This is a genomic window from Rhodococcus sp. 5A-K4 (assembly GCF_046097995.1).
Lineage (GTDB): Bacteria > Actinomycetota > Actinomycetes > Mycobacteriales > Mycobacteriaceae > Rhodococcus_F > Rhodococcus_F erythropolis.
Map to the genome: position 1 here is coordinate 170285 of NZ_JBJURM010000010.1, position 26670 is coordinate 196954.

Genomic DNA, 26670 nt, shown 5'->3' on the forward strand with positions numbered 1-26670 from the left:
TCTTTCGTGGGGCTATTCACTATAACGCGCCGAAGTTCGGAAGTCATACCAATTAATCGGCGGCACTTTCCGTGTCCTTCGCCGCAGCTGATTCCCTGATAGCTGCGGTCTCACGCTCTGCAGCACCGGTGATGTTGGTGATCATCCCCTGGAAGACAACTCCGTGGAAAGGCAGGATCGAGTACCAGTACGCCCGGCCGGCGAGCCCGCGAGGGAAGAAGACCGCACGCTGATCGAGATGCGAACCCACCGGCCGTCCATCCGCACCCGCCGGACCTTCCGACACTCGCAACTCCAACCATGCTCCGCCCGGGACCTTCATCTCGGCGCGCAATCGGAGCAACTTGCCTCGATCGATTTCTTCGACCCGCCAGAAGTCCAGGGCTTCACCGGTGTTGAGCCGACGTGGATCCCGCCTACCCCGGCGCAGTCCGACCCCGCCGACCGCGCGGTCCATCCACCCCCGGATGGCCCACGCCAAAGGGAATGAATACCAACCATTCTCGCCGCCGATCGACTCGACGACCGACCAGAGGGTTTTCGGATCCGCAGCACAGTCACGTTCGCGGTGGTCTACGTAAACTGCCTCCCCTGCCCAGTCCGGGTCGGACGGAAGAGGATCGGACGGCGCTCCCGCGATCGTCGCACCGGACCACGCCGTCTCCACCTCACCGGTCTCGATCTTGCGAAGCGCCAAACGCACAGCTTCCCGGTACGGTGTGAGGCCACCGGCCGGAGGCGGGATGAAGTCGTCGATGTCGTGGTTGTGCATCACCGCGTCGTTCTGCAGTGATTCGATCAGTGGCATCGCCAAGCCCCGCGGGATCGGCGTGACCAATCCCACCCAGTGACCTGCCAGACGCGGGGTGAGGACGGGCAAGACGAGGATGCGTCGGCGTACCAATCCTGCGACGTCGGCGTAGGTGTTCATCATCTCGCCGTACTGCATGACATCTGGCCCACCGATGTCGAAGGCGCGGTTGACCTCCGGCGTTGTCGCCGCGGCTGCGATCAAATAGTGAAGTACGTCACGCACCGCGATCGGCTGAATGTTGTTGTGCACCCACTTGGGTGTGGTCATCACCGGAAGTCGATTGGTCAAGTGGCGCACCATTTCGAAGGACGCCGAACCCGATCCGATCACCACCCCAGCTTGAAATACAACTGTCGGAACCTCGGAGTCGAGGAGGATCCGACCGACTTCGAGCCGAGACTGCAAGTGAGTCGACAACTCTCGGTCGGACGGATGAAGCCCGCCCAGGTACACGATCCGGCGCACCCCCGCATCGCGGGCAGCGGCGGCGACGTTCTCCGCGCTTCGCTTGTCGATATCCGAGAACGACCCTCCACCGCCCATGGCGTGAACGAGGTAGTAGACCACGTCGATATCGTCGAAAACACCTGAGAGGGAGGCACTGTCGGTCAGATCCCCACGCTTGATCTCCACGGAATCATGCCAGGGAACATCTCGCAGTTTCTCCGGGCTGCGCACCACCACTCGAACGCGATGGCCCTCTTCGACCAGACGAGGGGCAAGACGTCCGCCGATGTATCCGGTCGCACCCGTGATCAACACTCTCACTGCGTCCATCACCCCACGCTACGCACAATTCAACTGCGAAGCGCCAGTGCAACCTCGAGATCGTCGTTGGTCAACATCATGTTGATCCCCGCTCCAGCCTTCGCCCCGGCGGCTGCGGCCATGATGACCTGGGCACCCGGGTCGACGACGTTGCCCGCAGCGAACACGCCGGGCACGCTCGTCGCCCCCATCATGTCGACTGTGACGAAATCGCCCATCATCGTCTCAGCGCGCTGCGCGCCGAATGCGCGCAAGATCGCATCGTTGGGGTCCATCGTGAGGGCGCCACCGACAAAGACCGCCGAACGCGCGACCACAGTGCCGTCGGCCAACCGCACGCCCACCAACCGATCATCCTCGACGACGGGACCAGCGATCTCACCCTCGACGATCGAAATATCGCGAGCTGCAAGCTTTTCCCGATCTTCGCAACTCAGTTCGGTGATTCGATGGAGGAAGAGAACTACGTCGTCGGACCACTGGCGAACCATGAGGGCCTGGTGCATCGCAAATTCCGCGCTCTTGGCGATCACGCCAAGCGGCTGATCGCGCACGCTGTACCCGTGGCAGTACGGGCAGTGCAACACGTCGCGGCCCCAACGCTCGCCGAAGACTTCGAGTTCGTCCGGCAGGCGGTCCGTCAGACCCGTTGCAACGAGGACTTTGCGCACCTGAATCTTGCTGCCGTCAGCCAGTTCTACCGAGAATTTCTCGCCGTCCCGTGTCACGGAGACAACGGTGCCGTCATGGAACTCGCCGCCGAATTTGCGGACCTCACCTCGGCCGATGGTCAACAGTTCGGCGGGGTTCATGCCGTCGCGGGAGAGGAATCCGTTCATGTGATCGGCGGCCGCGTTCCGTGGTGATCCGTTGTCGAAGACGATCACGGACCTGCGTGCCTGACCAAGGATGAGTGCGGCGTTCAGCCCCGCCGCGCCGGCTCCGATTACTGCTACGTCGAATGAGTTCTGCGTCATGAATCCAGAATGACAAGAGATCGCGTTCTTGACAAACACGGTTGCCACTTTGGCAAAATGGATGCATGACCGAAACATCGTTCGAAGCCGTTCTAGCCGGCATCGGCCCTCGCCTACGTGCGTTGCGCCAGCAGTCCGACATGACCCTGGCCGACCTGTCGGAGACCACCGACATCAGCGTCAGCACACTCTCGAGACTCGAATCCGGTACTCGCCGAGCCAACTTGGAGTTGCTGCTGCCGATCGCCAAGGCACACGGCGTCCCGTTGGACGACCTGGTGAACAGCAAGATCAAGGACCCCCGCGTTCGAGAAGAACCGCGAACGGTCGGATGCATGACGGTCATTCCGCTGACCAGTCAGCCCGGCAACCTCCAGGCCTACAAGATGATCATCTCGCCCACCGACGACGATCGCGAACCGGGATCCCACGAGGGCTACGAGTGGGTCTACGTTCTGTCCGGGCGCATCCGACTCCAACTCGGCGACCGGGATTTCATCATGGGGGCAGGTGAGGCCGCCGAGTTCGACACCCACATTCCGCACCGCATCAGCGCTGCCGACGGCCGGCCAGCGGAGGCGATCAGTCTCTTCGGGAAACAGGGCGAGCGTGTTCACCTACGCGCAGCGCCGGCCGACAGACGCAGCTGAAACACTAGGACTGAAAACGCTGGAACTCGAAAAAATCTAGGCACCCGCGACGGCAATCATGCCGACTGCCGCCAGCGCCAACAGCATTCCTGCTTGTTGCACGCGGCTTACTCGCTCGCCCAGCATCACCATGGCGAGGAGAACCGTCGCAGCCGGATACAGCGAACCGATCACGCTGACCAGTGAGAGCATTCCGCCTTGGAAGGCGTAGATCATCGTCCCGTTCGCGACGACGTCGAGGACGCTGACGTACACCGCGAGTTTGAGTGGCTCGCCTCGTGGGAGAACGAAGTGACCGGCCGCCAGCGCGACCAACCACACCACGACGGTCGCGGCGCCGCGAGATACGGCCAACGCCCACAGTCCGCTGCCCTCGCCGATCTGGTGAAGTGCGATGAACGAGAGAGCAAATGCGCCGCCGCTTCCGACGGTCAGAAGCGCCACTTGCCTGGTGAAGCGGAGAGTGATTCCGCCGGCAACCTCACCCGCGGTGTCGTCAGGCGACTCGCGGCTGACCAGGACGACGGCGACCAGCGCGACGGCAATACCCAGGTACGCGATCAACCCCGGCCGCTCACCGAAAGCGAATCCGACGAGGACCGGAATACCCGCCACCAGAACAGCTGTCAGCGGCGAGACCACCGACATTGGGCCAGTTGCCAGCGCGAGATAGAACCACCACACCGCCAGACCACTCGTGACGCCCGCGATCGCGCCCCAGATCAAACCGTTCAGCGTCAGCGTCCCGGATACGAAAGGTGCTGCGATCAGAACGATGACGAGCGAGAGCGGATACGAGACGATCACCACGCGCAGTGCGGCAACTCGTCGTGATGCAACTCCCCCGACGAAGTCGCTGACTCCGTAGGCAACTGCCGCCACGAGGGCAAGCAGGATGGAGGTCAGCGCATGCCCTTGATACGACGACCGAGCTCGCGGGTCACCTCGCGCTCGGCGGTCCGCTTGGCCATGTCCTGGCGCTTGTCGTAGTCCTGCTTACCCTTTGCCAGCGCGAGTTCGACCTTGACCTTGCCGTCGTTGAAGTACATCGAGAGCGGAACCAGTGTCTGGTTTCCCTCGCGGGTCTTGCCGACGAGGTGCTCGATCTCACGCTTGTGCAGCAGGAGCTTTCGGGTGCGGCGCGGAGAGTGGTTGTTCCACGTGCCTTGCGTGTACTCCGGAATGTGCAACGAGCGCAACCACACTTCGCCGTTGTCCACGGTGGCGAACGCATCGACGAGCGACGCCTTGCCTTCACGCAGACTCTTGACCTCGGTCCCGACGAGCGCGATACCGGCCTCGTAGGTGTCGATGATCGTGTAGTTGTGGCGTGCTTTGCGATTGGTCGCAATGACCTTGCGGCCCTTTTCCTTCACTGTCCGGGCCTCTCAGTCCGCTGTCTTGCTGTCGAATGGTTCTTGCTGTTCCAGCATAGAAGCTCGTGCAAACCGATTATTCGCGGACGTACAGACGCAGTGTCACGTACGCCGTCACCGCGGCCATTCCGACGCCGGCAAGCACGAGGATCGGCGAGACGAACAGCACGTCACTGTTGGAGATCCGCGCCACGATATTGGCTTCGTAGACATCGGACAGGACCCCGTCGATGAAGACGTTCTTCGCCGTGAACAGTCCGGCAATGGCGAGCACCGCACCGATCAAAGCCGCCACGACGGCTTCGAGAAGGAACGGAAGCTGGGTGTACCACCGCGTCGCGCCGACCAACCGCATGATGTTGACCTCGGTACGACGCGTGAACGCGGCGATCTGGACCATGTTGGCGATCAGCAGGATGGCCGCGATCGCCTGGACGATCGCGATCGCGAACGCTGCGTTGCGCACTCCACCGAGCACGCTGAACAGTCGGTCCACCAACTCGCGCTGATTGAGCACACTCTCGACGCCGGGCCTCGAACCGAAGGTGTCGTTGATGACGCCGAACCGCTCCGGGTCACTGAGCTTGACCTTGAACGACGCCGGGAAGCTGTCCGGGCTCACCAGCGCTGCCAGCTCGGGCTGGTCCTTGAACACGCGCTCGGTGGCGTCCTTCACGGCGTCTTCGCGGTTGAGGTACTGAACCGCGACGACGGACGGAGTCTGCTCGAGTTCCTTGCGCAACGAACTGCAGATCTCCTGCTCGCAACCGGGATCAGCCGAAGAGATGTCGTCGGTCAGGAAGATCTGCACCTCGACGCGTTCGAGGAAGATCTGCTGGGTCTTGCCTGCCATCTGCACGACCAGCAGACCACCGCCGAAGAGACCGAGGGAGATTGCCGTCGTCAAGATCATGGCGATGGTCATCGTGATGTTGCGGCGTAGGCCGGTCAGGACTTCGCTGAAAATAAAGCTGGCGCGCATCGGGGAATCCGATTCCTTTTCGAGAGGCCGGTTGTTTCACGACAACCGGTGGGCGTACGGGACGTGTGGTCGTAGTCGGCGCTACCTGCCGACGCCGTACACACCCCGCGCTTCGTCTCTGGTCACCTTGCCGAGATCGAGTTCGATGACGCGTCGACGCATGGAGTCGACGATGTGGTGATCGTGGGTCGCCATCACGACGGTGGTGCCTGTGCGGTTGATCCGCTCGAGCAGCAGCATGATGTCCTGGCTCGTTTCGGGGTCCAGGTTGCCGGTGGGCTCGTCGGCGAGCAGCACGAGCGGGCGGTTCACGAATGCGCGGGCGATGGCGACGCGCTGCTGCTCACCGCCGGAGAGTTCGGTGGGCAGTCGATCGGCTTTGCCGGCCAGACCGACCATGTCGAGAACCTCGGGCACAGTGCGCGCGATGACGTTGCGGGGTTTGCCGATGACTTCCAACGCAAAGGCGACGTTCTCGGACACCGTCTTCTGCTGAAGCAGGCGGAAGTCCTGGAAAACACAACCCATGCTCTGGCGAAGCTTCGGCACGCGGCGGGCCGCCAACTTGTTGACGTGGAAATCCGCGACCTCGATGTCACCGGACGTGGGCGACTCCATCTTGAGCAGCAACCGCATGAACGTCGACTTGCCAGAGCCGGAGGGGCCGATGAGGAAGACGAACTCCCCCTTCTCCACCTCCACGCTGACTTTGTCGAGCGCCGGCCTGGTGGAGGCCTTGTAGGACTTCGACACATTCTTCATGCTGATCACAACTAGCCAGTCTAGCCGTTATCTAACGGTGACCTTGGCGCCACGCGCGAGCACCCTCGTCCTTATCCGGTACCGGTGGTCGCAGGTGACTGTGGCACCGACGTCGGTGCCTGCATTGCCGCGCCAGGTTGCGGGACGGTCGTCGTCGCAGGAGTCGTCGGCACCGTGGTCGCAGACTGTTCGGCGTTTCCCGGAGCAGGCGCTGGACCAGAAGTCGGCGTCGGAGAACCGGAGCTGCCCGTACTCGATTCCGAGGACGGAGCGTCGGAGGTGGTCGTCTGCTCGGTCGAGGACGGCACGGGGGTCGTCGTCGACGGTTGTTTGACCGAAGGCGCGACGTACGGCTCGGTCTGCGACGTGTCGACGCTCGGCGGCGGGTTTTCTGCCGTTTCTTCCGGATTGAGGTACGTGTGCAGCAGATACGTGAGGATCCAGGCGACCACGAGAATGAACGTCGAGGTGCGCATCCGGCCACCGAAGAGCCGTGACGGAAGCCAGTCCAGGTGAATCAGGCGGTCGAGTCCGCGGCGCGGTTCCTGATCGGTCATTCGCTCGCCTCCTCGGTCCGTGCGGTGTGCAGATCCGGTGACACCGTGATCCCCTGACGTCGCAGTGCTGCGGCGACGCGGACACGAAGTGCTCGCCCGACCTGGAATTGTTTGCCAGGCAGCGTGCGCGCAACCATCCGCACGTTGACCTGATCGACCTCGAGGCTTTCGACGCCCATGACAGTGGGCTCGTCGAGCAGCAGTTTCTTGAGTCCACGGTCAGCCATCGCGTCGACTCCGACCTGACGAAGTACCTCGTTGACCCGGGTGAGGTCGGCAGTCGCCGGAACCGGAACGTCGATGACGGCGCGTGCCCAGTCCTTGGACAGGTTGGTCGCTTTCACGATCTGGCCGTTGGGAACGGTGATGACCTCGCCGTCGGAGTTTCTCATCCGCGTCACGCGCAGGGTCACGTCCTCGATGACACCTTCGGCGTCGTCGGAGGAGCCGGTGATCGCAAGTCGCACGGTGTCACCGAAGCCGTACTGGCGTTCGGTGATGATGAAGAAACCGGCAAGAATGTCCTGCACGACGCGCTGTGCACCGAAACCGAGCGCCGCACCGAGAACAGTTGCCGGCGCCACGAGACTGCCGATCGGCAAGTTCAGTTGATCGAGAACCTTCAGCGTCGCGATCACGTAGATGAACGTGATGACCACCCAGGTGATGACCTGCGCGACCGAGTGGCGATGCTTGGTCGCCTCGGAGCGAACCAGCGCATCGCCCAACTGATAGTTGGAGTCGATCTGGTCGGTGACCTTGTTGCCGCCCCAACTGACCAACCGGGCGAGAATCATCGCGCCGAGCACGGTCATGAGGACGGACAAACCGGTGGTTTGAAGCCAATCGAGCAGGTTCTGCCCAGGTCGAAGTAAAGTCATCGTGCCTTTCGGTATCCGAACGCTATGCGGACTGGTTCTCGCTCATGCGCCAGCGGATGCCGGCCTCGAGGAACCCGTCGATGTCGCCGTCGAGCACTGCCGACGGGTTGTTGACCTCGTACTCGGTACGCAGGTCCTTGACCATCTGGTACGGATGCAGAACGTAGGAACGCATCTGGTTGCCCCACGAGCTGCCGCTGTCGCCCTTGAGCGCATCCATCTCGGCGCGCTCTTCCTGACGCTTGACCGCGAGCAGCTTGGCCTGCAGGACGCGCATCGCCGACACCTTGTTCTGGAGCTGCGACTTCTCGTTCTGACAGGTGACGACGATTCCCGTCGGGATGTGTGTGAGTCGAACGGCGGAGTCAGTGGTGTTCACGGACTGGCCACCCGGACCGGACGAGCGGTAGACGTCGACGCGGATGTCGTTCTCGTTGATCTCGATGTGGTCGGTCGTCTCGACGACCGGCAGGACCTCGACCTCGGCGAACGACGTCTGGCGACGCCCCTGGTTGTCGAACGGGCTGATTCGGACGAGCCGGTGGGTGCCCATCTCGACGGACAGCGTTCCGTAGGTGTACGGACCCTTGATCGCGAACGTCGCGCTCTTGAGTCCGGCTTCTTCGGCGTACGACGTGTCGTAGACCTCGACGCCGTAGTCGTGCTTCTCCGCCCAGCGGATGTACATACGCATGAGCATCTCGGCCCAGTCTGCGGCGTCGATTCCGCCGGCGCCGGAGCGGATGTTGATGAGTGCGTCGCGCTCGTCGTACTCGCCCGACAGCATGGTCTTGACTTCCATCGCCGCGATGTCGTCACGCAGGCTCGCCCGCTCGGCGTCGGCATCGGCCACCGCGTCGGGGCCTTCGTCTTCTGCCAGTTCGTAGAGGATCGGCATCTCGTCGAGCCGCTCGCGCAGTGCGACGATGCGGCGAAGCTCCGCCTGGGCGTGGGATAGCTGGCTGGTGACCTGCTGGGCGTGTTCCTGGTCGTTCCACAGACCGGGGTCGGCCGCCTGGTGCTCGAGCTCGTCGATGCGTCGGCGCAGCTCCTCGACGTCCACAACCGATTCGCAGGTGCGAAGGGTGGTGTCGAGGGCGTTCAGGTCTGCAATTACGTCGGGATGCACGGTTCTCAAGGCTACCGGGTGCCGACCTGGGCTCTGCTGTGCGTCACCCTGTCCGCTCCCCCGTGCGTCACCTATTGGGATCACCGCGACTGGAAGCCTTGCCAACCAGGGTCCGAGGGAACCTACTGGAGTGATGACTGTCACCGACGAATACCTGCAGAACAACGCCGCCTACGCCGAGCAGTTCACCGGTCCGCTCCCCCTCCCACCCAGCAAGCACGTTGCCGTTCTCGCCTGCATGGACGCCCGCATCGACGTCTATCGGGTGCTGGGGATCCAGGAAGGTGAATCGCACGTCATCCGCAATGCGGGTGGAGTCGTCACCGACGACGAGATCCGATCCCTCGCCATCAGCCAGCGTCTGCTGGGAACTACCGAGATCATCCTCATCCACCACACCGACTGCGGAATGCTGACGTTCACCGACGACGACTTCAAGCGATCCATCCAGGACGAGATCGGCATCAAACCCAACTGGGCTGCCGAATCGTTCCCCGACATCGACGAGGACGTCCGTCAGTCGTTGAAGCGCATCGAGAACAGTCCGTTCGTCACCGCGACGACCTCCCTACGCGGATTCGTCTTCGACGTCGCCACCGGAAAGCTGAACGAAGTCCTCCCCGTTTGAGCCGGTAGGTTGTGTACCCGTGACCGATCGCGCATCCGACCTCGCACTCGCCCTCCGTATCGCCGACGAGGCTGACGCGATCACTCGCGCCCGCTTCGGTGCGCTCGATCTTCGAGTCGACGACAAGCCGGACCTCACCCCTGTCTCCGACGCTGACCTCGCTGTCGAGCGTGCAGTGCGCGCGACACTCGGTGAGCACCGACCGGAGGATTCCGTACTGGGCGAAGAATTCGGCGGCGACGCAGTCTTCGAGGGCAGGCAGTGGGTGGTCGACCCCATCGACGGGACCAAGAACTTCGTCCGCAACGTACCGGTGTGGGCCACGCTGATCAGCTTGCTCGAGGACGGCGTCCCCGTCATCGGCGTCGTGAGCGCACCCGCCCTGAATCGGCGATGGTGGGCTGCAACAGGTTTGGGCGCACATACGTCCTTCGGGGACAGTGATGCGCGGGCGATCCAGGTATCCGCCGTCGATCGCAGCGAGTCAGCGAGCCTGAGCTTCTCGAGCCTCTCGGGGTGGAAGGACCGCGGAATTCGCGATCAGTTCGTCGAACTCACCGACCACGTATGGCGCGTGCGCGGTTACGGGGACTTCTTCTCTTACTGCCTCGTGGCCGAAGGCGCCGTCGACATTGCTGCCGAACCCGAGGTTTCCCTGTGGGATCTGGCAGCGCTGGACGTATTGGTCCGTGAGGCCGGCGGCGCGTTCACCGATCTGGACGGCGGCGCAGGTCCGCACGGCGGCAGCGCGGTCGCCACCAACGGACTGCTGCACGAAGACGTTCTGGCCCGCCTGCGGTAACCACCCGGATACCAGAACATCCCACCTGCCGCAAGGGTCCGAGGGAGGAGTTCCGACAGGCCCGTCGGCAGGATTCGGCACGACATCTCGGCCCGTTGACTGGAAGTAGTTGATCACGCACTACCTCCAGGAGAACGATGAACCGGATTTCCAGGCGCACGATTCTGTTCGGTCTGGCCGCAGCGCCCCTCGGGCTCGCGGTGGGCTGCGGCGCCGACCCGGCAGCGAAGAGCGCCACGTTGGCGGAGGCCGGAACTTCGCGTCCGCTACCGATTCCGCCGCTTGCCGAATCCACCGTCGACGACGCAGGTGTTCGCCACTTCACACTCCGTGCCGGTGCCGGAACCACCGAGATCGTCGCGGGAAAACTCACCGACACTTGGGGTTTCAACGGATCCATTCTGGGGCCCACCGTCCGCGCCGAGCGCGGAGAATCTGTCGCATTCACGATCGACAACACACTGGCAGAGCCCACGACCGTCCATTGGCACGGCATGCATCTGCCCGCCAGATACGACGGTGGCCCGCACCAGACCATCGAAGCCGGCGGACGCTGGGAACCGGCGTGGACGATCGGTCAGCCGGCGTCGACGCTCTGGTATCACCCACACCCGCACGGATCCACCGAACGGCACGTGCAGCGCGGTCTCGCCGGACTGTTCCTGATCGACGATGCCGACACCCGGGCGTTGGACATCCCCAAAACCTATGGTGTCGACGATGTTCCGCTGATAATCCAGGATCGTCGATTCCTCGCCGACGGCAGCTTCGACGAATCAGATCCGACCGACATCGGCCTGCTCGGCGACACGATCGTCACCAACGGCATCTCCGACGCCTACCTCGACGTCACCGCCGGAGTCGTCCGGTTGCGCATCCTGAACGGCTCTTCCGGCCGTCTCTACAACCTGGGGTTCCCCGACGACCGCACGTTCGATCTGATTGCCACCGACGGCGGACTGCTCGAATCACCGATTGCGATCAAGCGGATTCAGCTCAGCCCCGGTGAACGAGCCGAGATCGTGGTTCGCGTCGACCCCGGTGCGACGACCACACTGGTGTCGTTCCCGATCGAGGACGGCGGTGGCGTGAGTTCCTCCGACGCCGAGAACTTCGGCATGAACGACCGCTTCGACATCATCGAGCTGCGGGGGGTTGCCAGCCGCGCGTCACGGTCGACTCTCCCGGCGCAGTTGGCCGTACTGCCGCGTCTCGATCAGTCGAAGGCAAGCGTTTCCCGAACCTTCGATCTGCAGTGGTACATGATCAACGGGCAACGAATGGACATGAACCGCATCGACTTCGAGGCCGAGGTCGGCGCGATCGAGGTGTGGACGATCACCAACAAGGACAACTGGCCACACAATTTCCATGTCCACGACGTACAGTTCCAGATCCTCGACGTCGACGGTCGCACTCCCCCGCCACACTTGCGCGGACTCAAGGACACCGTCTACACACCGCCGGGCAGCAGGGTTCGCGTCGCACTGCAGTGGTCCGAGTACACCGATCCCACGTTCCCGTACATGTTCCACTGCCACCTGCTGATGCACGAGGACCAAGGGATGATGGGCCAATTCCTCGTCCTCGAGCCGGGACAGAAGGCGGCTCCGATGCAGATGGACATGCCGATGGACATGCCGATGGACATGCCGATGCCTGGTTCGCACTCCGGTCACTGAAAGTTCTGCAAGTGGTACACAGCGAGGCGAACCCGATTGTCGCAACCGGTCTTCGACATCAGGTTCGCCACGTGCGTCTTCACCGTGGTCACACCCAGATGCAGTGAGTCTGCGATCTCCTGATTGCTCTTCCCTTCTGCCACCAGTGCGAGGACCTGCGATTCGCGATCGGTCAGCGGAACGCTCTCTGTCACCGCAGTGTCTGCGATACCACCGATCACCGCTCGATCCACAACGCGGCGGAGAAGTTCCGGAGTGAACACCATCTCGCCCTCGGCGATCCGCCGAATGGCGCCGAGCAGCTCGGCGGGTTCGGTGTCCTTGACGAAGAACCCCGAAGCCCCCGCGGCGAGTGCGGGATACAGATGATCGTCGTCGTCGAAGGTGGTCAGCACGAGAATGCGCGCTCGACGACCGGCCTTGACGATCTGCTGCGTGGCACCGATCCCGTCCAGCCCGGGCATTCTCAAGTCCATCAGAATCACGTCGGGATCCAATTCGGCAGCGAGTGCCACCGCCTCGACGCCGTTCGACGCCTCACCGGCCACGGTCATGTCCTCGGCTGCCGCGCACAGCATCCGCAAACCGGCGCGCACCAGTCGCTGGTCGTCGACGATCAGCACGCTGATCACGAGACACCGCCCGAGACAACCAGTGGAATACTCACGTGCACTTCCCATTTCCCGTCACTGTTCGTGCCGGCGGTCATCTCGCCGCCGACCAACTCCGCGCGCTCCTGCATACCCACCAGGCCATGACCTGCATTCCGGGGCGATCCCTCGACGTCGTTGACAACCCTGACATGCACCCGGTTGTCGTCGCGACCGACCGAGACCGATACCAGCCCCTTCTTGTCGCCATGCTTCATGACGTTGGTCAGTGATTCTTGAATCACCCGCAACAACGTCAGCCTCCCGATCGCGTCGAGATCGGCTGCGCCTGACTCGACATTCTCCTGGGTATCGAAAACCGACTGCACCTCGAAACCTGCCGCACGCACACGATCTATCGCCGCACCGATTTCCGCGTCGACGGCATCCGGCTCGACCAGAGCGACCTCACCGAGCGAAGGATCACGAAGTGCGACCAGAAGCCGACGGATATCGGCCAACGCATCCGACGCCGTCGCACGCACATCCGCGAGGACCTCACGCACGGCCTCGTCCTGGGGCGCCAAGACATGTTGAGCCACGCCGATTCTCAGGACGATCGATGCCATGTGGTGTGCAACCAGGTCGTGCAGTTCGCGGGCGAGCGCACTGCGCTCCGCAGCGCGGGTCTGCGCAAGATTGTTCGCGGCCAATTCACGCTGCGAGCGCAGATACAGTCCGAGCAGCAGTGGCAACCCCACGTACGCAAGCACTTTCACAGCCGTGGTGACCGAGAAGAATGCTTCGTGAGATTCGAACCAGATCCCCGCGAGCACCGAACCGCACCATCCTGCTGCCGATACGGCAACCATTTCTCTGCGCTCGGCCCGCATCGTGACGTCGACGACGGCGACAGCCCCGAGATACGGAACAAGTTCGGACAGCCCCCAGGCGTCGGCGACGAACATCGGAACGGCGAGCGCCGAGATGGCCAGGGACGCGAAGACCGGCCATCGACGGCCGGCGACGAAGGCGAGCGCCGACAGCATCGACAGCATCCAGTAGGTGACGGGAACTCGATACTCCCCCGGATACGTGCTGGCGATCAACAGGCACGGGACCACCACCAACGGCGCGTAGCGCATATATCGCTGTATCCGATCTGGCACCTCTGTCCGGCTCACCCCTCGAGCCTATGACGCGCATCATTTCGCGGTTTCTCGACAACAGACCTTACTGATGAGTAAGATAAAAATCGTCCAACGCCCCAACACCGAGAAACAGCTGGTGATCATGACCAAGCAAGACAGTGTTGCCCCCGACAAGAGCGCTCAGCGCAGCGAATCGGGCGCGCAGCGCGGCGGCGCCAAGGGTGCGCCCCGCGACACGTCCGCCGTCGGCCTGAACCCGATCAAACGCGACGCCATGGGCGCAGCCATGCGTGTGCTTACCAAGATCACCGGTTCGGAACTGGCCGAGAAGTTCAATCTGCGTCAGACCATCGATCGCGTGACCTACGAGGGCACCAAGACGGGCTTCAAAACCCTGGGTGCCGCCACTCGAGGATTCCAGAAGGTCTCGGGCAACAGCGCACCCAAGCGCCTGCCCGACAACCCGAGCAAGAACGCCGACTACTTCGATCTCACCCCGGACGACGACCAGAAGATGATCGTCGAGACGGTGCGTGAGTTCGCGGCCGAAATCCTGCGTCCCGCGGCCTACGACGCCGACGGCGCAGCTCAGGCCCCCGCCGATCTCTCCAAGCGCGCGGCCGAGCTCGGTATCACGCTGATCAACGTTCCCGAAGAACTCGACGGAGCAGCCGCCGATCGCGGCGCAGTCACCAATTCTCTTGTTGCCGAGGCACTTGCGCACGGAGACATGGGACTTGCACTTCCGATCCTCGCACCGAGCGGTGTTGCAGTTGCACTGACGCAGTGGGGCACCGACGCGCAGCAGAAGACCTACCTTCCGGCCTTCACCGGCGAGCAGGTCCCCGGCGCAGCAGTGGTGGTCAACGAACCACGCGCACTGTTCGATCCGTTTGCCCTGCAGACCAAGGCAGTGCGCTCCCCCAGCGGCTACAAGCTCAACGGCGTCAAGAGCTTGGTGCCCGCCGCGGCTACGTCCGAACTCTTCGTCATCGCCGCGGAACTCGACGGCAAGCCGTCCTTCTTCATCGTCGAATCCGACACCAAGGGACTCGTCGTCGAAGCAGATCCCAGCATGGGTCTGCGCGCCGCCGGCCTGGGTCGCCTGATCCTCACCGACGTCGCTGTGTCGGAGTCCGCACTGCTCGGCGACGGTGACGCCGAGCAGCGCAAGGCCGAATACGCCGACGCGATTCGCCTGGCTCGCCTCGGTTGGGCGTCCATGGCCGTCGGCACCAGCCAGGCAGTTCTCGACTACGTGATTCCGTACGTCAACGAGCGCGAAGCGTTCGGCGAGCCGATCAGCCACCGCCAGGCGGTTGCCTTCATGGTCGCCAACATCGGCATCGAACTCGACGGACTGCGTCTGGTCACGCTTCGCGGCGCTTCACGCGCCGAGCAGGGCTTGTCCTTCGCTCGCGAATCCGCTCTGGCCCGGAAGCTGGCTTCCGAGAAGGGCATGCAGATCGGCCTCGACGGTGTGCAACTCCTCGGTGGACACGGGTTCACCAAGGAACACCCGGTCGAGCGCTGGTACCGCGACCTCCGTGCCATCGGCGTTGCCGAGGGCATCGTCCTCATCTGACGCCGCTGAACTTCCAGGAGAACCACGATGATCAACCTCGAACTTCCCAAGAAGCTCAAAGCATCAGCGAACCAGGCACATCAGGTCGCGGCGCAGATCTTCCGACCCATTTCACGTAAGTACGATCTCGCTGAGCACGAGTATCCCGTCGAGCTCGACACCATGGCCGCCATGGTCGAAGGCCTCTCCGATTCCGGTGGAGACATCGGCGGTGCCAGCGGCGGACGGTCCGACGCGAGCGCCAAGGGTGGCAACGCCAACGGCGGCAACATGTCTGCGCTCCTCAACTCGCTCGAAACATCTTGGGGCGACGTCGGACTCATGCTCTCGATCCCCTACCAGGGGCTCGGCAACGCCGCGATCGCCGCAGTGTCCACCGACGAACAGCTCGAACGTTTCGGCAAGGTGTGGGCCTCGATGGCCATCACCGAACCGAGCTTCGGTTCCGACTCCGCCGCAGTGACCACCACCGCCGTTCTCGACGGCGACGAGTGGGTTCTCAACGGCGAGAAGATCTTCGTCACCGCCGGTGAGCGTTCGACGCACATCGTCGTGTGGGCGTCGGTCGACAAGTCGAAGGGCCGAGCGGCCATCAAGTCGTTCGTCGTTCCGCGTGACGCACCGGGCCTGAGCGTTGCTCGCCTCGAGCACAAGCTGGGCATCAAGGCCTCCGACACCGCAGTACTCCTGCTCCAGGATTGCCGCATTCCCGCGGACAACATCCTCGGCAGCCCGGAGGTCAACGTCGAGCAGGGCTTTGCCGGCGTCATGCAGACGTTCGACAACACCCGGCCCCTCGTTGCAGCCATGGCCGTCGGCGTCGGACGCGCGGCTCTCGAAGAACTGCGCGGCATCCTGACCGAAGCCGGTGTCGAGATCTCCTACGACACACCGGTCTACAACCAGCATGCAGCTGCAGCCGAGTTCATCCGTTTGGAAGCCGACTGGGAGGCCGCGTACCTGCTGTCTCTGCGCGCGGCGTGGATGGCGGACAACAAGAAGCCGAACTCGCTCGAAGCGTCCATGTCCAAGGCGAAGGCCGGCCGCACCGGCACCGACGTGACGCTCAAGGCAGTCGAGTTGGCCGGAACCTACGGCTACTCGCAGCGCCCGTTGCTCGAGAAGTGGGGCCGCGACTCGAAGATTCTCGACATCTTCGAGGGCACCCAGCAGATCCAGCAGCTGATCGTCGCACGCCGCCTGCTCGGAAAGTCGTCCGCCGAACTGAAGTGACGGTCGACCTGAAGTGACGGTCGCACTGAAGTGACGGTCGCACAGACCCGATCCCGAAACACTCCGCCCCGCCACCTTTCGAGGTGGCGGGGCGGACTGCTCGGTCGCCATCGTGAAACTTCACCACCGAAACCTGATTGCCCATTAGTGTGTAATCAGTCCTACAACGACGCTCGGAAGAGGTTCACGTATGCCCGGATTGGTCACCAAGGTCACTGACACCATCGGCGCGGCGGGGGTCATGTTCCGAGCCGGACTCGTCCCGTTCCCTCGCCTTGATCGCGGGCTCAAATCCATTGCAGCCGTGGACAAGTACGGACCCTTTGCCGGGCCGGTCCATGCACACGCCGAGAACGGCTACGACGCGGTGGCGATCATCGACGAGCGCGGACCCATCACCTATGCCGAGCTAGAGCGTCAGAGCAACGCGTTGGTCCGGGCGTGGCAGGCCGACGGCATCACGTCCGACTCCGTCATGGGTGCGATGTGCCGTAACCATCGAGGCTTGGTCCTGACCATGCTGGCGGCAGCGAAGAACGGAACGAAGCTCGTTCTCATGAACACGGGCTTCGCTCGGCCCCAACTCGTGGACGTCGCCGCGCGTGAGAAGGTGGTCGCCTTCGTCTACGACGACGAGTTCGCTGACATCGCCGATGCCTTGCCGGACGACGTCGTCGTCTATCGTTCCTGGCCAGAGGGCACGGCCGCGGACGGTTCCACGGCAGCTACTCTCGACGAGGCCATCGCCGGACGCACCACGTCGTCGGTGCCGGCACCCGAGAAGAACGGTGGCTTCGTCCTCCTCACCAGCGGCACAACGGGAACTCCCAAGGGTGCGCCGCGTGGCCACACCTCCCCTCTCGCGTCGGCGCAGTTCCTCGACCGCGTGCCGTTGCGCCGCGGACAGACCATGATGATGGCGGCCCCTGCCTTCCACGGAACCGGCGTTTCGCAGTTCGCTCTCGCGTTGGCGCTCGGCCAGACCGTCGTCATGCATCGAAAGTTCGACCCGGAGAACACGATCAAACTTGTCGCACAATACAAGTGCGACAGTCTGGTCGTGGTCCCGACGATGCTCACTCGCATCATCGACCTCGGTCCCGACGTGCTGTCCAAGTACGACACGTCGAACCTGAAGATCATCTTCTCGGCAGGTTCGTCACTCTCACCCGACCTGTGCAAGCGAGTCACGGCCTCGTTCGGCTACGTCCTCTACAACCTGTACGGATCCACCGAGGTCGCGGTGGCCACAGTCGCGACTCCCGAGGATCTGACCATTGCGCCGGGAACCGCGGGCCGCGCGCCGGTGACCTGTCACGTCGAACTGTTCGACGAGAACAACAAGAAGATCACCACCCCACACACGATCGGCAGAATCTTCGTCGCCAGCGGGCTGAGCTTCGAGGGATACACCGACGGGCGTGACAAGGAACGTATCGACGGACTTCTCTCGACCGGCGACGTCGGACACTTCGACGCCAACGGCCTCCTCTTCGTCGACGGCCGCGACGACGACATGATCGTCTCCGGTGGCGAGAACGTCTACCCGCTCGAAGTCGAGAACCTGCTCGCCGATCGCGAGGACGTCTTGGAAGCGGCAGTCATCGGAGTCGAGGACGCCGACTTCGGGCACCGCCTGCGAGCGTTTGTCGTCGTCGCCCACGGCGCCGACCAGAACTCCGACGAGCTGAAGGATCACGTCCGGTCGAATCTCGCGCGCTACAAGGTTCCCCGCGAGATCGTCTTCATCGACGAACTTCCCCGCAACGCCACCGGAAAGCTGTTGCGCCGCGTCCTGATCGAGATGGAGATCAGCGAAGACTGAGCACAGTCACAAAGCGCTGAGCGTCCGGATCAATTCCGCCTCGTCGACGCGAGTGGAGTGCCCGTCGCGGAGCACGACCTCGCCCGCAACCAACACCGTGTCCACGATCTGACGACTGCCCGTCGTGAGAATGGACGCGCCCGGATCTCGCACCGGGAGGCAACCGAAGTCGCGTTCGAACCGAATCATGGTGAGGTCGGCGGGATCGCCCACGGAGATCCCGCCAGACCTGGCCGGCAGACCGAGTGCTGCGTTTGCACCGCCGGATGCGATGTCGATCATGGCTTCGAAGCCGAACAGGTCGGCGCGGCCGCGCGCGGCTCGCTGCACGTAGGCGCCGGTGCGCAGCGTCTCGAGCATGTCCTGAGTGTCGTTGCTGGCTGCGCCGTCCACACCCAACCCCACCGCGATCCCCGCGTCGAGGAAACTCGGGACGGGCGCGATTCCGCTACCGAGGCGCATGTTGCTGACGGGGTTGTACGACACTCCGACGCCGCGCTCCGCCAGCACCTTCTGACCACGGTCGTCGAGTTCGACGCAGTGGACCGCCAGCACCCGGTCCCACAAGAACCCATGGGAATCCAGGTAGTCGACCGCGTTCATGCCCGCGTGTTCGGTACACATCGTGTTGTCGGTCTGCGTCTCGAGCAGGTGAATCGAGACCGTCAGATCGCGAGCCTGCGCGAACTCACGCACTTCCGACATCCCGTCCGGGGTCAGCGAACGTGGGTTGGGTACCGCGACTGCCAGGTCAATGCGGGAACCGACGACGTCGCGCATCATCTGATCCGTATGTGCGAGAACATCTCCGAGTGGTTGCATGAGCCGCGGATCGAAGCCCCACTTCCTCGTCTTGTCCGCCCGGTCTGCGGTTCCGCGTCCCAGCACCGCACGAATCCCGGTGTCGTGCAACGCCCGGATCACGGCATCGTGAACCTCGCTGGACGGGTGCGGCCACATGTGTTCGACCAGGGTCGTCGTACCGCTGCGCAATGCCTCCAGCGAGGCTGCGACAGTGGCCGTGTATGCGCGCTCGGGAGTGATCTGAACCGACTCTTCTGCGACCGCGAGTAGCCATTCGAGAAGCGGTGTCCCTTCGGCGATCCCACGCATCAGTGACTGCTGAAGGTGCGTATGGGTGTTGACGAACCCAGGGATCAGATACGCCCCCGATCCGTCCACACTTCCAGGTGTGGCGGTGCCGGTCGACTTCTCGATCGATTCGACCACCCCATTCGAGACGACGACGTCGCGGCCGGTCAGCCATTGCCCGCCGCTGTACAACGTCACGTCCCGGATGATCGCGTCGGTCATGTTCTTGGGCGCGGTAGTCATCGCCAGTTCTCCTGAAAGTGTGTGACGGAACGGATACGGATCAACGCGCGAAGTTCGCGCGTACTCGCTGGTCGATGTAGTCCTCGGCAGTGATCGGCGGGTACTTGCCCGCCGGCCCCTCGATGGTCACGTCGCGGTTCGCCTGAGCGAAGAACGCGAGGCTGTAGCGGGCTCCCCGATAGTCGGTGACTCCGGGACTCTTGACCCGGTGGAAGTTCGACGGCAGGACATCATCACTCCATCTCATCAGCATGTCGCCGATGTTGCAGGTGATCGCTTCCTCGGCCGGCACCACCGACGTCCATTCCTGGGTGTCCATCTCCTTGCCCGGGCACAGTTGCAACCCGCCCTGACCGTCACGCTGGAAAAGCAATGTCAGGCAATCGAAATCGGTGTGCGCTCCGGCACGCCACATCCCTTCGACATCTGCGTCGGCGGCAAGGGGGAAGTAGTGGAGTAGTCGCAGTGTGCTCTGGTAGGTGGCCACCGACGGGTCATGTGCCCTGGTGAAGAAGTCTCGTTCGAATCCCAGCTTCTCGGCGAAGCACGACAACAGGTCCATCGCAATGCCCCAGCACTTGGCTTCGAAGTCCAGGATCGTTTCGCGGAATCCACCCAATTCGTCTGCATTGGGCCACAGATCACCCATATGCGGGCGGGTCACCTGGTAGGACTCTTTCTGATCAGGTGTTCCGATGGAGGGACGCACCTGCGTCATGCTCTCCCAGCCTGAGTTGAAACCCTTCTTGAGCGGATACTGCGCTTTGACCTCGGTGGGCAGTGCAAAGAATCGCTCGGCCGCCGCGAAAGCCTCGCGGACCTGGTCCAGATCGATTCCGTGATTGACGATTTGGAAAAATCCGATGTCGGTCGCTGCCGACCACAACTCCTCGGCGATCTCGCTGCGCCGGTTCTCGAAATCCGAGAGATCGATTCTTCGGACCTCGCGGTCGGTGGTCTCCGTACCCAGGCCACCCATGCGGGTCTCGCGGTTGAGTTCTGTCATGTCGTACGTCATTTGCTGTCAGCTCCTTCAGCGGATTCCGATGGACCGATCGGTGAATTTGTCGGTGTAGATCTCTTCAGCAGTCAGTGACTGCGGTATCGCCGCACCCCCGGAGTTCAGGATGGGCTTCAGTTCTTCGACGGTGTGAGCGACCCGCGTCATGTCGAACGTGCCGACGGATCCGTCTGCCTCGTTCGCAATCAGGCCTTTCTCCTTCAGGAGCTGGGCACTGAACGCTGCTTCGCCCTCGGTGTAGGGAGAGAACGACACGTCCTGCGAGACGACGTCGACAATGGCAGCATTCGCCGCATCCGGCGCAGTGATGTAGTCCGCGGTGGCCTGCTGAATGATCGGAACCAGCTTGCTCAAACACGGCGAGAGTGTCTCGACCTTGTCGGCACGAACGGAAACATTGGACGCGTAGATGTCGAAACCCGAATCTTTCAGCAGGTCATAGGAAACCGGCTTGTCCCACGCCGGCGTCTCCTTCGCGTACGTGTACGGTTCCGAATTCGCGAATCCTTGCTGAGCGATGGTCGGGTCACCGACAAATCGCGAGGGAGCTCCGTCGTAGCTCGTGTCGAGCTGAGACTGCTTCAGTAGTCCTTTCGCCACGAGCCACTGCGGAAAGAGTTGTTCCTTGGAAACGACGACACTCGCGTCGGACTTGCCGATATCGGCAACACTCGTCCAGTCCGGATGAGACTCTTTGTCCCACATGAGGATTGCCGGGCTGTATTTGAGCAATGGCGTGACGGCCACAACGGGCTGACTTGCCGCTGCCGCGATCACCTGATCCCCGTGCACCAAGCCGAGAGTGATGGAATCGTCGACGTACATCTGGGAGCTGACGGATTGGAACCCGATTGCCGGTCCCCCGGCCCGCAAGGTCAGGTCGACTCCGGTGTCCTTCCCTCCGGCGACAAGAGTCCCACTGACGGACTTGTCGTCGGTGTCGACCGAATAGCCGGGACCGAGCATCTCGAAGAGCGCTCCCATATCCGACTGTGGCTGCCATTGGAGTTGAACCACAATGTTTTCCGGACAGAGACCCGCAAGGTTCTGCGCCTCGGCAGCTGGTTCGAGAGATTCCGCTTTCGCCGTCTCAGCCTCACTGGAGCTGCACGCAGTCAATCCGATGGCTGCACACATGGCCAGTGCCGCGCCCGCCGCTCCCACACTTCTGCGATTGGAATGCACCTTGCGATTTGAATACACAGCGTCTCCTTCGTGAAAACAATTGGGATGTGGGCGAACCAAGAAGGGTGATCCGATGAGCACACTCTGCAGCACGTGGATTACATGCAATCGCCTCGTTGTTTCCATCAGGTAACGCGCGCCAGGATTCTCGCTTGACCTGCAATGTCACCTCACATTTACATTCAGCAATCTAAGCGACATACATGCAATTCAAGATCGTTCCTACATCTTGAAGAACTTTTGCATGCATTACCGAACCGGAGGCTCAGATGGAACTCGCGAACACGATGCAGGATGCCGACGCTCGCAAGCTCACCGCGCCGATGCAGATGGTCTTTTCCGATGTCGTCAAGAAGTTCGATACCGGCACTGTCGCGCTGGACGGCATCGATCTGGACGTGGAGCGAGGAGACTTCGTCGCCGTGGTCGGACCCTCAGGCTGTGGCAAGTCGACTTTGTTGCGCATGGCGGCCGGCCTCGAGCGACCGACCAGTGGTGCGGTTGCCCTCGACACCGAATCAGTTGGCTTCATCTTCCAGGAGCCGACTCTCCTCCCCTGGCGAACCGTGCAGGCCAACGTCGAATTATCGGCTGAACTCGGTGGCGGCGACAAAGCAGCGCGAAAGTTGCGCGCCGACGAGGCAATCCGCGCAGTCGGCCTTGCGGACTTTGCGAAACAACTGCCCAATGCGTTGTCAGGCGGAATGAAGATGCGTGTCTCGTTGGCGCGTGCGCTCACCCTCGCACCCGCTGTGATGCTGCTCGACGAACCTTTTGGTGCGCTCGACGAGATGACACGACTGGAGATGCAGGTAGAGCTCCAAAGGCTCTACACCGACAAAGGGTTCACCTCGATGTTCATCACGCACTCGGTATCCGAGGCCGTGTACCTCGCGAACAAGGTGGTCGTCATGACCGCCAGGCCTGGACGAATACATTCGGTCGTGGACATCGATTTCCCGTACCCGCGTAGCCCGGAACTGCGCTACGACGCCCGATACACCGAACACGTCGCCGAGATCTCGGCCAGCCTCCATGGGAGCTCACGATGACCGAAGTCCTTGCAGTACAACAGGGCACCACCGTACGCAATACCGCCGTTCGTACTGATTCTGCGACCACGGCGCAAGCACAGGCACAGTCCGGACGGCCCTCTCGAATGAGAGCGCTCGGCACCTTCCTGCTCTATCCGCTGCTCTCACTTGCCGGCGCGGTCGCAGCGTGGTCGATCGTCAGCTACCTCGTTCTCTCCCCGGAACGTCGATTTCTCCTTCCGCCGCCGAGTCAAGTACTGACGAAGTCGCTACTCGACTGGAAACACCTCTCTCCCATGCTCGAAGCCCTCGCAGTGACGGCACAGGTTGCGCTGGTCGGCTTCGTCGTCGCGGTGGCAGTCGGCGTCGGAACCGGCGTGCTGATGAGCCAGGCCAAGTGGATCGAGCGGATCGTCTATCCATATGCCGTTGTGCTGCAGGTCATTCCCATCCTCGCCATCGTCCCCCTCATCGGGCTCTGGTTCGGCTACGGCATGACCGCGCGCACCCTGGTTTGCGTTCTCATCGCAGCCTTCCCGATCATCACCAACACACACTTCGGGTTGCAATCGGTCGATCGCGGACTGCACGAACTCTTCACCCTCGGCCGCGCCTCGCGTTGGGATCGACTGGTGAAACTCGAACTGCGAGCGGCAATGCCGGCCATTCTCACCGGCATCCGCACCGCCTCCGGCCTTGTTGTCGTCGGTGCCATCATCGGCGACATGTTCTTCGCCAAAGGACAACCCGGGATCGGGACCCTGCTCGACGTCTACCGAAGCCGCCTTCAGTCCGAGGATCTGATCGCCGCGATCGTGATCGCGTCGGTGTTCGGCGTCCTCGTCTTCTCTGCCTTTGGATTCCTCTCACGTGTGCTCGTCGGTAAGTGGCACACGTCCGGCCGCAAGGACTTTAAATGACCCACGAAATTCCCGCCTTCGAAATCCCCACGATCGATATCAGCCCGTACCTCACCGGCGAGGCATCGGCTGCAAACGCCACCAACAGCACTGCCTGTGCGGAAGTGGCAGCTCAACTCGATCGCGCGTGCCGGGAGGTCGGATTCATACAGATTGTCGGACACAGCATTCCACGATCGGCGACCGACGGACTGGCCGACGCTCTCGACGAGTTCTTTGCTCTCCCACTGACGGTGAAGAACAACTATCGCCGTCCCTCGTCCGAGAACCGTGGCTACTCGCCACCGAAGTCGGAATCACTCAGCATGAGCCTGGGCGTCGCCGCTGCGAACCAGATGAACGATTTCTACGAAGCAATAGTCGTGGGCACAGAGGTGAGCGACTATCCGGGCGTCGACCTACCCGAGTCCAGCTACGCTGCCAACACTTGGCCCAAGGCCGCGCCCGGATTCCGACCGGCGATCGAAGAGTATTTCCGTCATGCCCAGGGCTTGGCACGAATCCTGATGTGCGCCTTTACCGACGCCCTCGGATTGCCGCCCGAGTACTTCGATTCGATGCTCGACCATTCGATCGACGCGATGAAGATGAACAACTACGCACTGCCTGAGGGCGAGATCCGCATCTCCGGCGACATGACGGGAATGGGCGCTCACACCGACTTCGGAATCTTGACCATCCTGTGGGCAGATCAAGTTCCGGGCCTTCAAGTTCTGAGTGCCGATGGCGTATGGCACGACGTCCAACCTGCCGACGGCGCACTCTTGATCAACCTCGGCGACGCAATGGCACGATGGACGAACGACCGATGGCGCTCGACAGTGCACCGAGTCGACCCACCTATCGTCGATGGTCAGATCATCCGACGTCGCTCTGCCGCATTCTTTTTCGACGGAAACTACGACGCCGTCATCGAAGCACTGCCAGGGACTCTCGAACCGGGCGAGGTGGGATACCCGCCGATCACGATCGCCGAGAACATCGCGGCCAAAGTGGCCGGACTGAAAGGCGCGACGGCGCCCGACGTCGACAGTCGCAGCGCTGACCGGGTGCGCGCCGCCGGATAGCGCTCCCGGGTACCGTCGATATCGTGCAGGATCGAAGTGAGGACAAGATGACCACCACCGAACGAGCTTTGCTCACCGAGTCCGTGCACGAGACGCTTCGCGAACTGATCTTTTCGGGAGAGCTGGCGCCGGGGACACCACTGAGTGTTCCCGCGCTGGCGAGCAAGCTCAATGTCAGTCGAACGCCGGTCCGCGAGGCCGTGCAGCAGTTGATCTACGAGGGCATCGCGGTCCACACCCGAAATGCGGGTGCAAAAGTCGATTCGCTGGACGCAGAGTCTCTGCGCGCGGTCTTCGAGGTGCGTGAGGTACTCGACGGTCTCGCGGCGTTCAACGCGACGGCCAATGCCACGCATGAAACCGTGTCACAGCTGAACAAGATGGTGCAGGTGCAACGCGAACTTCTCGAGAGCCCGCCGGATCAGCGTCGCGATTCGACGCTGGACCTCGAGTTCCACACCTTGATTCGTGAGACTGCATGCAATCACCCGCTCAGTGAAGCCCTACATCGTCTCGACGGACAGTCACATCTCTACCGTTCGGACATGTGGAGCCTCGAGCTCAATCGGCGGATCGCCGTCACCGAGCACGCTCGTATAGTCGCGGCCATCGAATCGGGTGACGCCTTGGGGGCCAGAACTGCCGCGAGCGCACACGTAGCCGGGCTACTCGTCCGAACAACCCGGACCTGAAGCTTTACCGAAATGACGGGAACAACGTGTCAGGCCAGGTGATGTCGCCGTCGTTCTCGTCCACGAACGTACCGACACAGTCGCGCCCCAAAGCGCTGATCGCTCCCGAGATGACCTCTGGATGCTCGAGCTCGGTGAGATGGTCTGCTCCGGTTCCGGCCCCGGGAACGCCATCGACGTACACCCGGCACTGGCCCCCGTCCAACCGACCGTCCGCCCACTCGCCTGAGCTCTGCACCACCGAATAGTAGGCAGATCCAGGAGTGTCCTCACCGGCATTGAGCTTGGTGAGAACTTCGGAGAACATGCAGGTGTCGTAACCGTCGGCAGGGCCTTGTACGCAGCCACCGGGGCTACCGTACTGCGGAGCACCGATGGCGACGAATGAATCCACTACTTCGGAGGCACCGAGGAACTTCGCGTAGTACCGGGAGCTCAGTCCACCCGCACTGTGCGCGATCACCCCGACGGAGTCAGCGCCGGCAGCGTAGGAGCGAATCGAATCGGCAATCAGCTCGGCGTCGGCCGCAATCATCTTGCCGGGTGCGTCGACGAAGTGTGTCTCGTAGCCCGCAGCGCTCAGTGCCTCGGCGAGGGCGCGGTAGGTCGCCTGGTGCGTTTCTCCTGAGTTGTAGAGCTGCTGCCCTGGAACGATGAAGACCACGCGCTTCGCATCGGTGATCCGCCCACCGGCGGCAGCGCTTCCTGCCGAGAACGCCAGAGCGGTGGCCACCAGCGAAGTAGTCACCGCCATCGCCAAAAGAATCTTCGAGAGTCGCACGTCGCCACCCTACGACGGCTGCGCACAAAAAGGACCGCCGCACTGGAATCCAGTGCGGCGGTCCTTTTCTAGTAGCGGGGACAGGATTTGAACCTGCGACCTCTGGGTTATGAGCCCAGCGAGCTACCGAGCTGCTCCACCCCGCGATGCATTGACAAAGTTACACGAGCAGATGAACGGAACGCAAATCGCCTGCGCTGGAGCGAAATACACGCCTGAAAGTCGAAGAATCGGGTGACTGGG

Annotated in this window: 26 protein-coding genes and 1 tRNA gene; 11 read left to right on the plus strand and 16 right to left on the minus strand. The window is 62.6% G+C overall.

Annotation, left to right across the window (positions count from 1 at the left end; genetic code table 11):
• Positions 1-52: 52 nt before the first annotated feature.
• Both ACKAMS_RS15705 and ACKAMS_RS15710 read right to left on the minus strand, forming a co-directional pair.
• Entirely contained in the window at positions 53-1591 is a 1539-nt protein-coding gene (locus ACKAMS_RS15705; protein WP_020969261.1) for an SDR family oxidoreductase, read from the minus strand.
• A gap of 20 nt (positions 1592-1611) precedes the next feature.
• Positions 1612-2559, minus strand: coding sequence for an NAD(P)/FAD-dependent oxidoreductase (locus ACKAMS_RS15710; RefSeq protein ID WP_037134367.1), 948 nt, complete (start codon positions 2557-2559; stop codon positions 1612-1614).
• Between the two features lie 65 nt (positions 2560-2624).
• Here ACKAMS_RS15710 and ACKAMS_RS15715 point away from each other — a divergent pair, with 65 nt between their 5' ends.
• Entirely contained in the window at positions 2625-3209 is a 585-nt protein-coding gene (locus tag ACKAMS_RS15715) for a helix-turn-helix domain-containing protein (RefSeq protein ID WP_020969259.1), read from the plus strand.
• 36 nt (positions 3210-3245) lie between these two features.
• On the opposite strand, the gene ACKAMS_RS15720 is transcribed toward ACKAMS_RS15715, so the two are convergent.
• The 7 genes from ACKAMS_RS15720 to prfB all read right to left on the minus strand — a co-directional run bounded on the left by ACKAMS_RS15720 (position 3246) and on the right by prfB (position 8896).
• Positions 3246-4103: a DMT family transporter gene (locus ACKAMS_RS15720; protein ID WP_075832889.1), complete on the minus strand. Its 858-nt coding sequence runs from the start codon at positions 4101-4103 to the stop codon at positions 3246-3248.
• Between the two features lie 8 nt (positions 4104-4111).
• Positions 4112-4585, minus strand: a complete 474-nt coding sequence (gene smpB, locus ACKAMS_RS15725; RefSeq protein ID WP_003942330.1) for an SsrA-binding protein SmpB — start codon at positions 4583-4585, stop codon at positions 4112-4114.
• Positions 4586-4661: 76 nt separating this feature from the next.
• Positions 4662-5567, minus strand: coding sequence for a permease-like cell division protein FtsX (gene ftsX, locus ACKAMS_RS15730; RefSeq protein WP_003942367.1), 906 nt, complete (start codon positions 5565-5567; stop codon positions 4662-4664).
• A gap of 81 nt (positions 5568-5648) precedes the next feature.
• The gene (gene ftsE, locus ACKAMS_RS15735) at positions 5649-6329 is read right to left on the minus strand and encodes a cell division ATP-binding protein FtsE (protein ID WP_020969258.1); all 681 of its coding nucleotides are present in this window, start codon (positions 6327-6329) and stop codon (positions 5649-5651) included.
• A 71-nt stretch (positions 6330-6400) separates the two neighbouring features.
• The gene (locus ACKAMS_RS15740) at positions 6401-6886 is read right to left on the minus strand and encodes a hypothetical protein (protein WP_408989224.1); all 486 of its coding nucleotides are present in this window, start codon (positions 6884-6886) and stop codon (positions 6401-6403) included.
• The gene (locus ACKAMS_RS15745) at positions 6883-7767 is read right to left on the minus strand and encodes a mechanosensitive ion channel family protein (RefSeq protein WP_019747849.1); all 885 of its coding nucleotides are present in this window, start codon (positions 7765-7767) and stop codon (positions 6883-6885) included. The genes ACKAMS_RS15740 and ACKAMS_RS15745 overlap by 4 nt, the downstream gene beginning before the upstream one ends.
• Before the next feature lie 22 nt (positions 7768-7789).
• Positions 7790-8896 carry a peptide chain release factor 2 gene (gene prfB, locus ACKAMS_RS15750; RefSeq protein WP_003942364.1) on the minus strand — a complete coding sequence of 369 codons (1107 nt, stop codon included), beginning with the start codon at positions 8894-8896 and terminating at the stop codon, positions 7790-7792.
• A gap of 133 nt (positions 8897-9029) precedes the next feature.
• Between prfB and ACKAMS_RS15755 the strand changes: the two genes are divergently transcribed.
• The 3 genes from ACKAMS_RS15755 (at position 9030) to ACKAMS_RS15765 (ending at position 12008) form a co-directional block, all read left to right on the plus strand.
• Positions 9030-9524 carry a carbonic anhydrase gene (locus tag ACKAMS_RS15755; protein WP_019747848.1) on the plus strand — a complete coding sequence of 165 codons (495 nt, stop codon included), beginning with the start codon at positions 9030-9032 and terminating at the stop codon, positions 9522-9524.
• A 19-nt stretch (positions 9525-9543) separates the two neighbouring features.
• A complete protein-coding gene (gene hisN, locus ACKAMS_RS15760) occupies positions 9544-10326 on the plus strand; it encodes a histidinol-phosphatase (RefSeq protein ID WP_019747847.1) in 783 nt (260 codons plus the stop codon).
• 137 nt (positions 10327-10463) lie between these two features.
• Complete coding sequence (locus tag ACKAMS_RS15765; RefSeq protein ID WP_308372331.1) at positions 10464-12008, plus strand: multicopper oxidase domain-containing protein; 1545 nt, start codon at positions 10464-10466, stop codon at positions 12006-12008.
• On the opposite strand, the gene ACKAMS_RS15770 is transcribed toward ACKAMS_RS15765, so the two are convergent.
• Positions 12002-12640, minus strand: a complete 639-nt coding sequence (locus ACKAMS_RS15770) for a response regulator transcription factor (protein WP_308372330.1) — start codon at positions 12638-12640, stop codon at positions 12002-12004. The two genes, ACKAMS_RS15765 and ACKAMS_RS15770, sit on opposite strands and share 7 nt — an antisense overlap.
• Positions 12637-13743, minus strand: coding sequence for a sensor histidine kinase (locus ACKAMS_RS15775; protein WP_020969253.1), 1107 nt, complete (start codon positions 13741-13743; stop codon positions 12637-12639). The genes ACKAMS_RS15770 and ACKAMS_RS15775 overlap by 4 nt, the downstream gene beginning before the upstream one ends.
• 142 nt (positions 13744-13885) lie before the next feature.
• On the opposite strand from ACKAMS_RS15775, the gene ACKAMS_RS15780 reads away from it, so the two are divergent.
• The 3 genes from ACKAMS_RS15780 to ACKAMS_RS15790 all read left to right on the plus strand — a co-directional run bounded on the left by ACKAMS_RS15780 (position 13886) and on the right by ACKAMS_RS15790 (position 18392).
• Complete coding sequence (locus ACKAMS_RS15780) at positions 13886-15334, plus strand: acyl-CoA dehydrogenase family protein (RefSeq protein WP_308372482.1); 1449 nt, start codon at positions 13886-13888, stop codon at positions 15332-15334.
• Between the two features lie 27 nt (positions 15335-15361).
• Positions 15362-16567 carry an acyl-CoA dehydrogenase family protein gene (locus ACKAMS_RS15785; protein WP_003942363.1) on the plus strand — a complete coding sequence of 402 codons (1206 nt, stop codon included), beginning with the start codon at positions 15362-15364 and terminating at the stop codon, positions 16565-16567.
• A gap of 190 nt (positions 16568-16757) precedes the next feature.
• Positions 16758-18392 carry an acyl-CoA synthetase gene (locus ACKAMS_RS15790; protein WP_003942348.1) on the plus strand — a complete coding sequence of 545 codons (1635 nt, stop codon included), beginning with the start codon at positions 16758-16760 and terminating at the stop codon, positions 18390-18392.
• Between the two features lie 6 nt (positions 18393-18398).
• Here the strand turns inward: ACKAMS_RS15790 and ACKAMS_RS15795 are convergent, their stop codons facing one another.
• From ACKAMS_RS15795 to ACKAMS_RS15805, 3 genes are read right to left on the minus strand one after another with little or no spacing between them, the layout of a single operon-like run.
• On the minus strand, positions 18399-19727 hold the full coding sequence (locus ACKAMS_RS15795) for an amidohydrolase family protein (protein WP_092763679.1): 1329 nt from the start codon (positions 19725-19727) through the stop codon (positions 18399-18401).
• Between the two features lie 40 nt (positions 19728-19767).
• Positions 19768-20745: an isopenicillin N synthase family oxygenase gene (locus ACKAMS_RS15800; protein WP_283568411.1), complete on the minus strand. Its 978-nt coding sequence runs from the start codon at positions 20743-20745 to the stop codon at positions 19768-19770.
• A 15-nt stretch (positions 20746-20760) separates the two neighbouring features.
• Positions 20761-21951, minus strand: a complete 1191-nt coding sequence (locus ACKAMS_RS15805) for a nitrate ABC transporter substrate-binding protein (RefSeq protein ID WP_408989225.1) — start codon at positions 21949-21951, stop codon at positions 20761-20763.
• Between the two features lie 251 nt (positions 21952-22202).
• Between ACKAMS_RS15805 and ACKAMS_RS15810 the strand changes: the two genes are divergently transcribed.
• Genes ACKAMS_RS15810 through ACKAMS_RS15825 form a run of 4 tightly spaced genes read left to right on the plus strand, consistent with a single transcriptional unit; the run spans position 22203 to position 25646 of the window.
• Complete coding sequence (locus ACKAMS_RS15810) at positions 22203-22985, plus strand: ABC transporter ATP-binding protein (RefSeq protein WP_019747838.1); 783 nt, start codon at positions 22203-22205, stop codon at positions 22983-22985.
• Complete coding sequence (locus ACKAMS_RS15815) at positions 22982-23887, plus strand: ABC transporter permease (protein ID WP_020969249.1); 906 nt, start codon at positions 22982-22984, stop codon at positions 23885-23887. The genes ACKAMS_RS15810 and ACKAMS_RS15815 overlap by 4 nt, the downstream gene beginning before the upstream one ends.
• Complete coding sequence (locus ACKAMS_RS15820; protein ID WP_408989226.1) at positions 23884-24954, plus strand: isopenicillin N synthase family dioxygenase; 1071 nt, start codon at positions 23884-23886, stop codon at positions 24952-24954. Before ACKAMS_RS15815 ends, ACKAMS_RS15820 begins: the two co-directional genes overlap by 4 nt.
• 47 nt (positions 24955-25001) lie before the next feature.
• On the plus strand, positions 25002-25646 hold the full coding sequence (locus tag ACKAMS_RS15825) for a GntR family transcriptional regulator (RefSeq protein WP_020907137.1): 645 nt from the start codon (positions 25002-25004) through the stop codon (positions 25644-25646).
• Between the two features lie 4 nt (positions 25647-25650).
• Here ACKAMS_RS15825 and ACKAMS_RS15830 read toward each other — a convergent pair whose 3' ends face one another.
• The gene (locus ACKAMS_RS15830) at positions 25651-26427 is read right to left on the minus strand and encodes an esterase/lipase family protein (RefSeq protein ID WP_408989227.1); all 777 of its coding nucleotides are present in this window, start codon (positions 26425-26427) and stop codon (positions 25651-25653) included.
• Between the two features lie 72 nt (positions 26428-26499).
• Positions 26500-26573 (minus strand) — tRNA-Met (locus ACKAMS_RS15835).
• Positions 26574-26670 lie beyond the last annotated feature (97 nt).